The organism is Microtetraspora sp. AC03309 (assembly GCF_020826795.1).
Lineage (GTDB): Bacteria > Actinomycetota > Actinomycetes > Streptosporangiales > Streptosporangiaceae > Microtetraspora > Microtetraspora glauca.
On the sequence record NZ_JADDIL010000134.1, the window covers coordinates 1 to 12,700 of the forward strand.

Annotated in this window: 13 protein-coding genes; 5 read left to right on the forward strand and 8 right to left on the reverse strand. The window is 70.5% G+C overall.

Annotation, left to right across the window (positions count from 1 at the left end; genetic code table 11):
* Both IMZ11_RS40775 and IMZ11_RS40780 read left to right on the forward strand, forming a co-directional pair.
* The coding region (locus IMZ11_RS40775; protein WP_228648628.1) for a hypothetical protein at positions 1-954 on the forward strand (954 nt) is incomplete at its 5' end.
* Positions 955-1,318: 364 nt separating this feature from the next.
* Positions 1,319-2,443 (forward strand): lipase, encoded by a 1,125-nt coding sequence (locus tag IMZ11_RS40780; RefSeq protein WP_228648630.1) that lies wholly within the window; start codon positions 1,319-1,321, stop codon positions 2,441-2,443.
* Positions 2,444-2,449: 6 nt separating this feature from the next.
* Here the strand turns inward: IMZ11_RS40780 and IMZ11_RS40785 are convergent, their stop codons facing one another.
* Positions 2,450-3,124: a response regulator transcription factor gene (locus tag IMZ11_RS40785; protein WP_228648632.1), complete on the reverse strand. Its 675-nt coding sequence runs from the start codon at positions 3,122-3,124 to the stop codon at positions 2,450-2,452.
* On the reverse strand, positions 3,121-4,269 hold the full coding sequence (locus IMZ11_RS40790; RefSeq protein ID WP_228648635.1) for a sensor histidine kinase: 1,149 nt from the start codon (positions 4,267-4,269) through the stop codon (positions 3,121-3,123). The genes IMZ11_RS40785 and IMZ11_RS40790 overlap by 4 nt, the downstream gene beginning before the upstream one ends.
* 400 nt (positions 4,270-4,669) lie before the next feature.
* Here IMZ11_RS40790 and IMZ11_RS40795 point away from each other — a divergent pair, with 400 nt between their 5' ends.
* Together IMZ11_RS40795 and IMZ11_RS40800 are read left to right on the forward strand one after the other, a co-directional pair.
* Positions 4,670-5,086: a hypothetical protein gene (locus IMZ11_RS40795; RefSeq protein ID WP_228648637.1), complete on the forward strand. Its 417-nt coding sequence runs from the start codon at positions 4,670-4,672 to the stop codon at positions 5,084-5,086.
* The gene (locus IMZ11_RS40800; protein ID WP_228648639.1) at positions 5,002-5,445 is read left to right on the forward strand and encodes a hypothetical protein; all 444 of its coding nucleotides are present in this window, start codon (positions 5,002-5,004) and stop codon (positions 5,443-5,445) included. The genes IMZ11_RS40795 and IMZ11_RS40800 overlap by 85 nt, the downstream gene beginning before the upstream one ends.
* Positions 5,446-5,748: 303 nt before the next feature.
* Here IMZ11_RS40800 and IMZ11_RS40805 read toward each other — a convergent pair whose 3' ends face one another.
* Both IMZ11_RS40805 and IMZ11_RS40810 read right to left on the reverse strand, forming a co-directional pair.
* Complete coding sequence (locus IMZ11_RS40805) at positions 5,749-7,014, reverse strand: FAD-dependent monooxygenase (RefSeq protein WP_228648641.1); 1,266 nt, start codon at positions 7,012-7,014, stop codon at positions 5,749-5,751.
* Positions 7,015-7,032: 18 nt separating this feature from the next.
* Positions 7,033-7,890 carry an alpha/beta fold hydrolase gene (locus IMZ11_RS40810; protein WP_228648643.1) on the reverse strand — a complete coding sequence of 286 codons (858 nt, stop codon included), beginning with the start codon at positions 7,888-7,890 and terminating at the stop codon, positions 7,033-7,035.
* 76 nt (positions 7,891-7,966) lie between these two features.
* Between IMZ11_RS40810 and IMZ11_RS40815 the strand changes: the two genes are divergently transcribed.
* The gene (locus tag IMZ11_RS40815; RefSeq protein WP_228648645.1) at positions 7,967-8,872 is read left to right on the forward strand and encodes a helix-turn-helix domain-containing protein; all 906 of its coding nucleotides are present in this window, start codon (positions 7,967-7,969) and stop codon (positions 8,870-8,872) included.
* Between the two features lie 122 nt (positions 8,873-8,994).
* On the opposite strand, the gene IMZ11_RS40820 is transcribed toward IMZ11_RS40815, so the two are convergent.
* The 4 genes from IMZ11_RS40820 to IMZ11_RS40835 are packed head-to-tail and all read right to left on the reverse strand — an operon-like array spanning position 8,995 to position 12,426.
* Positions 8,995-9,918, reverse strand: a complete 924-nt coding sequence (locus IMZ11_RS40820) for a LysR family transcriptional regulator (RefSeq protein WP_228648647.1) — start codon at positions 9,916-9,918, stop codon at positions 8,995-8,997.
* Positions 9,919-9,929: 11 nt separating this feature from the next.
* Positions 9,930-11,072 (reverse strand): NAD(P)/FAD-dependent oxidoreductase, encoded by a 1,143-nt coding sequence (locus tag IMZ11_RS40825; RefSeq protein ID WP_228648649.1) that lies wholly within the window; start codon positions 11,070-11,072, stop codon positions 9,930-9,932.
* Positions 11,069-11,257, reverse strand: a complete 189-nt coding sequence (locus tag IMZ11_RS40830; RefSeq protein WP_061261667.1) for a ferredoxin — start codon at positions 11,255-11,257, stop codon at positions 11,069-11,071. Before IMZ11_RS40830 ends, IMZ11_RS40825 begins: the two co-directional genes overlap by 4 nt.
* Positions 11,254-12,426 carry a cytochrome P450 gene (locus IMZ11_RS40835; protein ID WP_228648651.1) on the reverse strand — a complete coding sequence of 391 codons (1,173 nt, stop codon included), beginning with the start codon at positions 12,424-12,426 and terminating at the stop codon, positions 11,254-11,256. Before IMZ11_RS40835 ends, IMZ11_RS40830 begins: the two co-directional genes overlap by 4 nt.
* Between the last annotated feature and the right edge of the window lie 274 nt (positions 12,427-12,700).

A 12,700-nucleotide genomic window follows, 5' to 3' on the forward strand; every position in this document is an offset into this window, starting at 1 on the left:
GACCCCGAGACCTTGCTCGACCGCCTGGCCGTGTGCGCGGAATCCGGCTGCGAACCGCTCCCGCTGGACCTGGAACAGGCTCTGTTGCGCCTCCCGCCCAATCCCACCCCCGACCTGGCCGAACGCGCGAAGGGCATCGGCTCGGCGGCCGCCGCGGTGGTGGTGGCCCGCTGGTTCGAGCGCGGCGCGCCCCCGCCCCCGGAGGTGGAGCTGACCTGGACCCTCGACCTCGGCTCCCGCGTCGTGCCCTACGACGACCACGTCCTCGACCGGCGCGGCATCGCCAACGTGAGCTGGCCACCCGTGGAGCCCACCGGTCTCGCCGGCCTCGACGCCCTGCTGACCGCGCCCGAGATGCGCCCGTTCCGGCGCGTGTCACGTCACTTCTGGCCCGGCATGACGCCCCACCACCGGGAGCTCGCGGCGGCCCATCTGGCGATCGGCCTGATCGACCGTTTCGACCCGCCCGACATCACGATCGACGACCTCCGCAACCTGACCCTGGCCGAAGGCGCGTCCGGCCCGGCGACGGCCCTGGTCCTGGCCTACTTCCTCACCGTGAAGGGCGACGACGCGGTGCCCCCACTGCTTCAGCTGGCGGCCAAGGGCGCGCTCCCCGCCGCCGAGACGGGCCGCCTGCTGGGCCTGTTCGGCCGCCGCACCCGCTACGAGGCCGACCTCGCGTTGCCCTCGCTGGAGCTGGCCGCCAAGCAGGGCGCGCACGCCGAGGTATGGACGATCTTGCACCACTTCCTGGCCGTCTTCCTCCCGAGGGAGGGGGAGCGGGCCCAGCGTCCGCACACCGACACCGTCGTGCTGGCCACCGACATCGCCACGTGGACCGGCGCGCGAGGCGAGATCCCCGAGGTGGCCGCCCACTCGAAGAAGCGCGGTTCGACCTCGCTGATCCGGGCCTGCCGGAGCCTCCACCAGTTCCTGACCCGGGAGGCCTGATCGGCTCAGCGGCGGCCTCGGCGGCGGTAGCCGTGACACTGGCGCCAGGGCTGCGGCGAAAGGTCAGCTCACGCCCGGAACGGCGGGCTTGTCGTCCGTCCAACCGGCTTTGAACGTCCGCACGCCGGATGTGCCGAGCATCGGCTTTCCGCCGTCCTTCAGGTCGGCGTATTCGGCCAACAGCGTCAGGTCTGGGTGTCAGGAGCTGCTGCTTGAGCACCGAGCCCTCTCGGGAGGAGACGGGGTTCGTTCGTGAGCGTCATCCCCGAAAACAATCTTCGTCGAGCTCTACCCTCCTGGGTTGAGCCGGAGGTCCTACCCACGCCAGAGGCGGCAGCCGTACACGACCGGCATCGTCATTTGGGTGAAACGTGCACTCATCATCACAGCTCTGGCCCTCACGCTGGCCGGATGCGGCTCCACCCCACCGCAGCGCCTGACGGTCGCAAAGCCGACGGGCCCGCATCCGGTGGGGACCGTCTCGGTCCACCTGGTCGACCAGTCCCGCCCGGATCCCTGGAGCGGCTCCGGCAGGAAGCGGGAGCTGATGGTCAGCCTGTGGTACCCGGCCCGGAACGTGGAGGCCCACCCGGTCGCCCCCTGGATGCCGAAGGCGGCTGCGGAACGGTACTTGAAGATGAACGACCTGGATCCGGGCTCGGTGCTGCTGGACAGGACCGACGGCCACGAGGGCGCGCCCGTCGACACGAGCCTGGGCAGGCTGCCGGTCGTCCTGTACTCGCCGGGCGCCAACGCCTCGCGCGCGTACGGGACTGGCGTCGTCGAGGAACTGGCCAGCCAGGGGTACGCGGTGGTCACCGTCGATCACCCCTATGACGCGGCGGTGGTGGAGTTCCCTGGAGGCCGAGTAGAGGCGGGCGCCGAACTGACCGACTTCGCCAAGGCAGTCGACGTCCGGGTGGCCGACGTGCGCTTCGTCCTGGACAGCCTGCCCTCCCTGGAGGAGAAGCTGCCCGGCCGTGACGGGAAGCCGCTCTTCGACCTCGCGCGGATCGGAATGTTCGGGCATTCGCTCGGCGGCGCGGCCACCTCCTCCGCCATGTACGCCGACCCGCGGATCAAGGCCGGGCTCGGCCTGGATGGCGCCGTCTTCGGCAAGGTCGCGCAGTCCGGCCTCGACCGGCCGTACATGGTGGTCGACACCGATGGAAAGGGCGGCATGGCGACCAATCCGACGCTGCGCACCTTCTGGGACGGATTGCGGGGCTGGCGGCTCAATGTGACGCTCAAGGGGGCGGCGCACAACTCCTTCGGCGACGACGTCCTGCTCATCCCCATGTCGGCCGAGCCGCTGGGGCTGGGAAAGGAGCAGCTCGAGGAGGTCGTCGGCACGATCCCGGCCGAGCGGGCGCTGGCCTTCCAGCGCGCCTACCCGCTGGCCTTCTTCGAGCAGCACCTGCGCGGCCGTCCGCAGGCGTTGCTGCAGGGCCCGTCAGCCGCCTTCCCCGAGGTCTCCTACCTCCGCTGACGGCGCCTACTTGCCGGCCGTGACCACGCCGCCCTCGTAGGCGGCGATGACGAGCTGCGCCCGGTCGTGCGCGGCGAGCTTGGCCAGCAGGCTGCGGACATGGGTCTTGACCGTCGCCGGCCCGATGCCGAGTCGCTCGGCGATCTGCGGGTTGGTCAGCCCTCGAGCCACCAGCACGAGCACCTCCCGCTCTCGGCCGGACAACTGGGTCAGCCCCGCCGCCAGCCGGGCCGGGATCCCGGGGGGCTCGCGCCGGGCGAACTCACCGATCAGCCGCGTGGTGACCGACGGGGCCAGCAGCGCCTGTCCTTCCCCCACAATGCGCAGCGCCTCCAGCAGGTCGCCCGGCCGGGTGTCCTTCAGCAGGAATCCGCTGGCTCCGGCCCGCAACGCCCCGTAGACGTACTCGTCGAGATCGAACGTGGTGAGCATCACCACCCGCGTCTCGGCGGTCACCGGGTCGGCCCGGATCAGCTCGGTGGCCTTGATCCCGTCGAGGCCGGGCATGCGGACGTCCATGAGCACCAGGTCGGGCCGGAGGCCGCGGGCCAGTTCCACCGCCTGCTCCCCTGTCCCGGCGTCGCCGACGGCCTCCAGGTCGGGGGCGGTGTCGATCAGCCTGCGCAGCCCCTCGCGCAGCAACGCCTGGTCCTCGGCGACCAGCACCCTGAACGTGCTCACCTCTCGTCCTCCCCGGAACCGCCTGGCGACAGCAGCTTTGCGCGAACGGCGAAGCCGCCTCCCGGCTCCGGTCCCGCCGAGAACGTTCCGCCGTACAGGGTCACCCGCTCTTCCAGCCCGGCCAGCCCGTGGCCCCCCTCACGCGGTGCACCTCCGCCGCCGTCGTCGACGACCTCGACCACCAGCTCGCGCTCCGCATGGGTGCCGACGGCCACCCGGCATCGGGCCGGGCCGGCGTGTTTGAGCACGTTGGTCAGCGACTCCTGCACGAGGCGATAGACGACGAGGGCCGCCTCGTCGCCGAGCGCGAGGCCGGGCTCGACATCGAGCTCCACTCGCACGTCGCCGGCCGGAATCGCCGCGACCAGCTCGCGCAGCGAGTCCAGCGTGTACGGCGGGCCGTCCTGGTCCCCGGAGGCGTCGCGGAGCAGCCCGAGGAGGCGGCGCAGGTCCGCCTGCGCCTTCCGGCTGGTCTCCTCGATGATCGCCAGGGCCTCGCCCGCCTCCTCGGGGTGCGTGGCGGCGACGTGGTTGGCGATACCGGCCCGCATGGAAATCAGGCTCATGCTGTGGGCGACGACGTCGTGCACGTCACGAGCCATGCGCAGCCGTTCCGCCGTGGCCGCGGCCTGCGCCGACCGTGCGACGGCCTGCTCGGCGTATGCGCGCTGCTCCCGTACGGCAAGCCCGATCGCCCATGCCAGACCGAGCACCAGCCAGGCGAATCCGCACGCCGACGCCGCCTCGGTCCACGAGGGCGAGTCGATCGCGGCACCGGAGGCGGTCACGGCCAGCGCGGCCACCAGCGCCGCGACCGCCGTCCGGCGCGCTTCCAGCAGCGCCACCGCGTGCAGCGCGACCGCCAAGGGCACGAACGCCTCCTCCCACCCGACGAACGACGCGAACACCGCCGCCACCAGGACCAGCGCGCAGACCGGCACCGGCCACCGGCGCCGCCCTGCCAGCGGCAGGCAGGCCAGCGCGATCGTCGGCACGGCCGCATACGGCGACATTCCGGCAGGCTCCGGCACCAGCACCGCCGGCACCGAGAACCCGGCGGCCAAGGCAACGGCCGCGAACGCGTCGACGGCGACCCAGTGTCCCGGTCGCAGTCTGCGCGCGATCAAGGGACGCCGTTCGGCCATGCGCCCACCCTAGACGGGGCCGACCAGCAGCCGCCGCGGCCGGGGCAGCGGCGGCGTGCGCGGACAAGGGTGCGTTCGGGTTATGGATCAGGAGGTTGCGGATTCGCCTGCGCGCAGCCACCCTTGCGCGGACCTCTCGACCAGGGCGTCCCCGGCCCCTGCCTCAGCGGCCAAATCCTTGACCACGGGTCACCGGGTACGGCGAGGTGCCAGAGCAGCTGTTGAAACTTTGGTATCACCCTCATATCGACTTTGGTTCTTGATTCCCTGCGGTTCACAGGATCTTGGCGTCGGTCGCGAGGAGGGCCACCCGGCGAGTGGTTTCATCCCGATTGGGGAGGAGCCGCGGGAGCACCGCTGGAAGGGTCGGCGGAGAGATTCCTCGACCCGGAAGGCGATCATGTCGATCCTCCGATCACCCAGGTCCCTGGTGCTGCCGGTGGTGGCCGCGCTGGGACTCCTGCCGGCCACCACCGCCATCGCAGACACGACCGCCGGTACGGCCGCCACGGCACCCGAAATCCCCTGGGGGGCGTGTACCGGACTGCCCGTGTCCACCGCAGGCCTGGACTGCGGCAAGCTGACCGTGCCGCTCGACTACGGCAACCCGAGCGCCGGGACCGTCGACGTCGCGCTGATCAGAGCGAAGGCCACCGGCACCAGGATCGGCTCGCTGGTGATGAACTTCGGTGGCGGCGGCAACGGCGTCATCAATCTGGCGGCAAGCCACCAATGTCCCTCGGCAGCGTCCTCGGCGACGTCTACGCCACGTTGCATCCCCAGCGGGTCGGCCGGATGGTTCTGGACGGCGGGCTGAACCCCCGGCAGTCGGTGGTCGAGGTGGTGAAGCAGCTCACCCGCACCTCCCAGCTCGGCTACGAGAGATTCCTGGCCTGGTGCGTCAAGAAGGGCTGCGACCTTGGCACGGACACCAAGGAGGTCAACGGCGCCATCGAGGGACTGGTCGAGCGGCTCAAGAGCAAGCCGCTCAAGGGTGGCGACCGTCCTGTCGGCGCCAGTCTGGCGATCGCCGCACTGCTGGCCGCGGTTGGCGGAGAGCCGTACTGGCAGGAATTGGAGGCCAGGCTCGCCCAGGCGATCAAGGGTGATGGCGATCCCCTGCTGAAGCTGGCCGACGCGATCACCGGACGCTGGCTCGCCATGTTTCGGGAGTAGGGCCGGCTTTCCATCTCGGTCACCGGCGCCGCGTCGGCAGTGGATCCGCCACCATCCACGGCCAGTACGAGGCCGTACGCGGACGCCCGCTGCGGTTCGGGAACGGCGAGAACGACGGCGCCCACCACATGTTCACCGGCAGCCTGGCCGGGCCCGCCATAAAAGATCATCGTATGAGGTGACGGAAACCCTGATCACCGTCGCCCACGCGGCCTGACCTAACCGAGACGCCGCAGGACGGGTCAAGCCGGTCCCGCGGCGTCCGCGCGTCCGCGTGCGGTTGCGGCGCGGGGCCGGGGCGGTTCACCTGCTTCCGCGACCGCCTCCGGGGTCGCCCGCGAGGCCGACCCGGCCTCGTGACGCGGTGAGCGACGGAGGGTAGTCGTCGACGGTCATGGAGTTGTAGAGGCGTGCGCTCTTGGTGGTGAGGCGGAGGAGGGCGCGGCCGATTCCCGCGGGCAGTGCGGAGATCAGTCGGGCGCCCTGGGCCAGTCCCTGCACGCCGAGGCGCGAGGTGGGGATCAGGGTCTTCGCCGCGCTGAGCGCGGCCGCGTGGCTGCCGCGCACGTGCTCCGCCATCGCGCGCTCGTAGGCGGGAAAGGCGCGCTCGTGGTCACCGCCCGCCCGCGCCAACTCCCCGGCGAGGACGTACGCGCCGACGACGGCCAGGCTGGTGCTGCCGCCGACGGCCGGGCCGGGGCAGTAGCCCGCGTCGCCGACGAGCGTCACCCTCCCCCGCGACCAGGTGTCCATGCGGAGCTGAGTGATCGAGTCGAAGTAGAACGCCGGGGTGCGGTCGAGCTCGTCCAGCCAGCGGTCCACGTCGGGGTGCATGCCGTCGAACGCACCGCGCAGCAGCTCCTTCTGCCGGGGCACGTCGTGGTGGTGGTAGTCGAGCTCGCGCTCGCTCCGGAACAGGAACAACGCCCGCGCGTCGCCGAGGTGCCGCGCGCCGTACATGCCGGCAGTGCGGCCGACGCCGACGTGGATGAGGAGCTCGCCGTCGAGCCCGGAGACGTTCGGCAGGGTCAGCACCCCGAGATGGGCCCCGATGAAGGCGCTGTAGCGGGACTCGTCGCCGAAGACCAGACGGCGCACGTTGGAGTGCAGCCCGTCCGCGCCGACGACGAGGTCGAAGTGGCGCGGCGCGGCGTTCTCGAACCGCACCTCGCCGTCGGGCGAGATCGCGGTGATCGAGTCGCCGAAGATGTACTCGACGTCGTCGCGCGAGGCGTCGTAGTAGATCTCACTCAGGTCGTCGCGCATGATCTCGACGTGCCGGTTGGACGCGGCGCTGAAGATCTTGGAGAGGTCCACGCGGACGGGACGCCGTGCGCCCTCCCGGTGGACGGTCATCCGGTCGGTGCCGGTGGCCCGCTCCTCGACGCGCGGGAGCACACCCATCTTCTCCGAGATGTTCATCGCGGGCCGGAACAGGTCGACCGCGTGGCCGCCGGTCTTGCGCAGAGTCGGCGCGCGCTCGACGACAGTGACGAAGAAGCCGTGCCTGGTGAGCCAGTACGCCAGCACCGGACCGGCGACGCTGGCGCCGGAGACGAGAATCCGCATGGCGCCCCTCCTCGTCATTCAGCCCACCCGTACGGCGTGGATCGCGGTGAAGGCCAGCAGGGGGGTGGCGGTCCGCGGCGGATCCTCGAGTAGGGGCGAGTGTCCGAGACCGGGCAGCAACTCGACCTTCGCACCCGGAACAGCGCGGTAGTCGGAGGCGGATGAGGATCGCCATCTGCGGTCGTCCTCGCCGAAGATCACCAGTAGCGGCTTGCCCAGGACCGTCAGCCGATCCGGGAGCGCCTGCTGCTCCATGTAGTGGCGGGTGGCCTGCATCGTCGCGGTGAGCGTGTGGAAGGTCATGGCGCGCGCCTCGTCCAGGAGCTCTTGTGGGATCTGGTAGCCCGCGCGGCTGAAACCGGTACTCGCGAACTGGCGGAGCTGCTCGTCGGTCGGCGGCCACTGCGACGGTTCGAATACGGCGGACTCCGATGCGATGAAGGCGTCCAGGCTGGGGCCGGTGTTGATGAACGCGAGCGCGGTCACCAGGTCGTGGCGCTGTTCGGCGAGGGCGGTGGCGACCGCGCCGCCGCTGGAATGGCCGACGACTACGGCGTGCTCGACGCCGAGCCGGTCCAGGGCCGCGCCGACCCTGCGTGCCTGGTCCGGGAGCGCGTAGCTGCGGTCGGCCGGTTTGGCCGACCGGCCGTGCCCGAGCAGGTCGATCCGGATGACGTGGTGAGATCCGGTCAGCAGCGGAACCATCGGGTCCCACGATCGGGTCGAGGATGCGGACCCGTGGATGAGCAGGAGTGCGGGGGCGTCGCGGGGGCCGTCCTGGCACACGTAGATGTCGCCGTCGTCCATGGGCAGGGTCGAACTCTCGGTGGCCTCGGCGCCGCCGTTCGCGTGCGGTCCGCCGTCAGAAACAGTCATGAGCCCACTGTCGCCGCCGGTACGCCCCGGCGGATTGGACAAATGTTCCCCTCCGTCGGCTCGTTAGCATGGGACGGTGCGGACGTTCGTGCACGATGCGGCTGTGTGGGGCGTCGCGTGCCCGCGGCGGCCCAGCCGGGTGGCCGGTGTCACGATGGCCGGGTTCCGTGTCCGTGACTTGGACGCGCTCCGAATGGTCCCGCACCCGGCCGTGACGCTGCTTGTGGAGTTCGGCGCCGGTTCGCCCGTCGTGGACGATGCCGCCGGGCGGCAGCAGCGGGGAAGTGTCGTGGCCGGGCCCGGGGTCGGGTCCGGAGGCGCGGTCTGGGCGCGGGGTGAGAACGTCGAGTGCGTGCAGGTGCGCCTGTCCCCGGTGATCGCACGCGCGGTTCTTGGCGTCTCCCCCGCCGACTTCGACGGCGCCGTGGTGGCCCTCGAGGACCTGTGGGGCCGGGAGGCGTCCCGGATCCGTGAGCGACTGGGCGATGTCTCGTCGTGGCAGGATCGCTTCGCGTTGATGGACGCGCTGCTCGCCCGCCGGCATGAGGCGGGGCCGCTGGTGGACCCGGAGCTGACCTGGGCCTGGCACCGGATCGTCGGCAGCCGTGGCCTGGCCCGGGTCGAGGGACTCGCGGCCGAGGTCGGGTGGAGCCGTAAGCGGCTGTGGTCCCGGTTCCGGTCGCAGCTCGGCCTGCCGCCCAAGCGCGCCGTGAAGCTGGTCCGCTTCGACCATGCCGCCCACCGCCTGGTCGCGGGTGAAGGCGCGGCCCGAGTCGCGGCCGACGCCGGCTACGCCGACCAGTCCCACCTGCATCGGGACGTCATGGCGTTCACCGGGGCGACCCCCGTGACCGTGGCCGGCGAGCCGTTTCTCGCCGTTGACGACATCGCATGGCCCAGCCGCGGAACACCCGCCACGCCTCACGTCTCCATGGATCTCCGGCTCGGTCGCCGGCCGGAGGTGAGACGGCTACCGCTGTGAACGTCGCCGCGGTCATCCGCGCTGGGCGGGTCCGGCGCCGGTCGGTCACCGCGCGTCGCCAGTCGCCGGCGGCGGCGCGGACCGATTCTTGACCCGGTCCGGCGCCGTGAGCCCAGTCGGCGTCAGAGATGCGTTGCGACGTCGAACAGCAGCGCCCGAAGCCATTCGATGAAGTACTGATCAGCCAGTCGGGGGTTCCAGACCATGTCGATCCCGAGCCCGGGAAGCGGGAACGGGAACTCCTCGATCCGCAGGTCGGCAAGTGTCCGCATGGCGGCGGCGACTCGGTAGCGAAGGAGAGCGACGCCGCCCGCGCGTGCGACCAGGAAAGGTACCAGCAGAAAGTCGGAGATCAACTGGCCGACACGGTAGGGGATCCCCTTCTCCTCCAGCACCGAATAGGGGAAGACCCGCCGATCAGTGTCGACGACGATGTGCGGCTGTGTGGTCAGCAGGTCGAGCGCGTTCGCGTCCGGTGGCGTGTCCGGTGAGGCCACCACCACACAGCGGTCGTTGTAGAGGCGCTCGCGCGGATACGGCGAGAAGTGCCCCTCGGAGAGCAGCACGACATCGACGCCCTTGTCGGTGAAGGTGGCCTCGGTCGGCACCGTGATCGTACGTAGACGCAACGTGGCGCGAGGAGCACGCTCGGCGATGAGCCGCGTCAGTTGAGGGCCGACGACGAACGCCGTGCTGTTCGTCATGGCGATCGTGATGACGCGCTGATCCGTGGCGGGGTCGAAGCAGGGGAAGTTCACGATGCGTGCCGTCTGTTGCAGGGCACTGCGCAGCGGCCCGATCAGCTCCTGTGCCCGCGGGGTCAGGGTGACGCCTGCCCCCTGCCGGACGACGAGGTCGTCACCCAGCAGCCGCCGCATTCTCGTGAGGGCGTGGCTCATCGCCGGCTGTGACAGACCGACGCGTTCCGCCGCCCTGGTCACCGAACGCTCTTCCAGGAGCGCGAGGAGGGGCACCAACAAGTTGAGGTTGACCGATGCCAGCCGGTCCAACCCCGAACCTGTAGCGCCCTCTCCGTCGTGTCCCATCGAGAAGAACTTTATGCGGCTGCCTGACTCATACGACGCAGCCGGGGAATCGGCACCCGGTAGTTGAGCGCCGCGGCCACACCGGTCCCATCGCCGTGTGACCAGCGCATCAACGCCGCCCCGCCACCGGGCTCTCCGTCGACGTACGTCGGCTCCCCCTCCACCGGTAGATAGCCCACCGCCTTGAGGCTCAGCCCGAACTGCTCGGTCCAGAAGTACGGCTGGAACTGGAGCGGCGGCGCGTCGTCGCCGCGGACGAGTGCCCTGGCGGCCGCCTTCGCCTGCTCGATCGCACTGCTCCAGAGGGGGATGCGGCGCAGGCCGTACGGAGTGGGGAAAGCCGCGAGATCACCGACGGCCGCGACGTCGGGCCGGACCAGCCCACGCGAGTCGACCGGGATGGCGCCCTTCGCCGCAAGTCCCGTGTCCGCGAGCCATTCCGTGTTGGGTGCGTCGCCGACGGCGGTCATGATCAGCTCCGCCTCGAGGACCGCGCCCTCGTCAAGGACGACCCGAGCGCTCCCCTCACGCCCTTCGAGCCGTGCCGACCCGGTCTCGACGACGGTGAGCCCATGGTCAAGCGCGGCCTTGACGAAGACGTCGGCGAGGTACGGACCGAGCTGGACGATCAGTGGCACGCCCTGGGAGACGAGGGTGACCCGGCAGCCGGCGGCCAGGCACCCCGAGGCGATCTCCATTCCGAGCGGGCCTCCGCCCACCACGACGACCGATGGCCTGGCCGCCAGCCGGCTGCGCAGGGACAGCGCGTCATCGAGTCCGCGCAGGGTGAGTTCCTCGGAAAGGCCGGACAACCGTCGCGCTCGCGAGCCGGTGGCCAGGACGACGCGATCGTACGGCAGCGCCGTGCCGTCGCCGAGGGTGACGAGCCGACGATCGAGGTCGAGCGCGGTCGCACGTACGCCCAGAAGTTCGGTCGCCCCATGGCTGGTCGGCGGAAGCTCGTGCGACGACATGTCGACGCCGTCGAGCAGGAGCGCCTTCGACAGGGCCGGGCGGCTGTACGCCGGGTGCGGCTCGTCACCGACGATGGTCAGCTCGCCGTCGAAACCGGCCTCGCGGAGCGTGTCGGCCGCGGTCAGACCGGCGATCCCGTTGCCGACGACAACGATGCGCTCCATCGTGCCCCCGCTCATGCGATCCTCAGCGCCGCGACCGGACACACGCGCACAGCGGCGTTCGCCAGGGCGGCGTCGGCTTCATCGACCTCCTCGCGGTCCAGCACGAGCTCGCCGTCGTCATCGAGGTGCATGAGCTGCGGGGCGGCCTCCTCGCACAGGCCGTGGCCTTCACAGCGGGGGCGGTCAAGAACGATCTTCATGCGGGGATCACCTCCAGGATGGGGAGCTCCTCAATGCTCCGGGTGATGTTGCTGGGAACACGGACCTCGAGCCCGACGACGAGGCGCTTGACGCGCCGGGAAAGCGCTTCGATCACAGCGTGAGCCTCCAAGCGCGCGAGTCCCTGGCCCGCGCAGCCGTGAGGGCCGTAGCCGAACGACAGATGGTCGACCGGATTGCGCTCGACGAGGAAGGCGTCCGGGTTCTCGTAGTGCCGGGGGTCGCGGTTGCCGGCGCCGAGCAGGACCGCGATCTGTGCGCCTGCCGGGATGACGGTCCCGTCGATGTCGACGTCCTTGGTGGCGCGCCGGCCCCAGGCGTTGACGGGAGGCCAGAAGCGCAGCACCTCGTTGAACGCCCCCGGTACCAGTGACGGGTTCTCGCGGATCAGGTCGAGCTGATCGGGGTGCGAGGCGAAGAGGGCGACGATGTTGCCGATCGCCGCCACGGTGGTGTCGACGCCGGCACCGAGGTACTGGTGGATGATGTGGCCGGCCGTGTCCGGCGGAATGGCGCCACGCGCCTCGGCGTCGAAGATGCCGCGGCCCACGGACCCTTCGGCCAGGTCGGAGGCTTTGACCCGGGAGCACCATTCGTAGAGCTCACCGGCGATCGGGAAGCTCTCTGCCGTGCGCTGGTTCATGGGACCGATGACCTGCATGGCGGCCTGTCCCCAGCGCAGCATGTTGTCGCGCACGTGGCCCGTAAAGCCGATCAGGTCCGCGACGACCTCCAGCGGAAAGGCCCGAGCGAGGGCGGAGATGGCCTCGAAGGAGCCCTTCTCGACGAGCTCGGCGACGAGAACGTCCGCCTTCGCCTCGATCCGGCCCTTGAGACCGCGCAGCGCACGCGGTGAAAGGTTCTCGGTGAGCGTGGCGCGCAGCTGGGTGTGCACCGGCGGATCGGACGCGAGCGAGGTGCCGGTGAGCGCCTCGTTGGCCATCGGATTGAACGCGATCGAGGTCGAGGAGAACGACTCCCAGTCCGGGAGTGCGTCACGGATGACGGCGTACCGCGTCAGCGCGTAGACATCGTTCTTCCGGAGGTGGACGACGGGGCCCTGCTCCCGCAGTTCGGCGTAGACGGGATACGGGTCGAGTACGACCTCGTCTGCGAAGAGGTCGACGTCGGAGGTAGGCGGGGTGGTCATGCCCTCAGTGAAGTGGCTGGGCCTCACATCGAGCAAGTGAATGATTTACATGCTATTACATGCATGACATTCATGCGCCACACGGGCTGGAAGACTCTCCGACGCCCATGTCGCCACTCGGCCCCGACCCGAAGGCACCCGGCAAGTGGCCGGTCAGTGCATCCGCGCAACTCTCAGACGATCGTTTTTCGTGGTGCCCATTTCATTGCCGGGTAGCCGGGAGGAATCGCACCTCCCGGCCCCCACAGATCCGTACGTGACCGTCTCCGGTCAT

Bases quoted from the DNA above. Each gene is read 5' to 3' on its own strand.
- IMZ11_RS40790 (WP_228648635.1), bottom strand. From the start codon at position 4,269: ATGGCCGAACGGCGTCCCTTGATCGCGCGCAGACTGCGACCGGGACAC.
- IMZ11_RS40795 (WP_228648637.1), top strand. From the start codon at position 4,670: ATGTCGATCCTCCGATCACCCAGGTCCCTGGTGCTGCCGGTGGTGGCC.
- IMZ11_RS40800 (WP_228648639.1), top strand. From the start codon at position 5,002: ATGTCCCTCGGCAGCGTCCTCGGCGACGTCTACGCCACGTTGCATCCC.
- IMZ11_RS40805 (WP_228648641.1), bottom strand. From the start codon at position 7,014: ATGCGGATTCTCGTCTCCGGCGCCAGCGTCGCCGGTCCGGTGCTGGCG.
- IMZ11_RS40810 (WP_228648643.1), bottom strand. From the start codon at position 7,890: ATGACTGTTTCTGACGGCGGACCGCACGCGAACGGCGGCGCCGAGGCC.
- IMZ11_RS40820 (WP_228648647.1), bottom strand. From the start codon at position 9,918: ATGGGACACGACGGAGAGGGCGCTACAGGTTCGGGGTTGGACCGGCTG.
- IMZ11_RS40825 (WP_228648649.1), bottom strand. From the start codon at position 11,072: ATGAGCGGGGGCACGATGGAGCGCATCGTTGTCGTCGGCAACGGGATC.
- IMZ11_RS40830 (WP_061261667.1), bottom strand. From the start codon at position 11,257: ATGAAGATCGTTCTTGACCGCCCCCGCTGTGAAGGCCACGGCCTGTGC.
- IMZ11_RS40835 (WP_228648651.1), bottom strand. From the start codon at position 12,426: ATGACCACCCCGCCTACCTCCGACGTCGACCTCTTCGCAGACGAGGTC.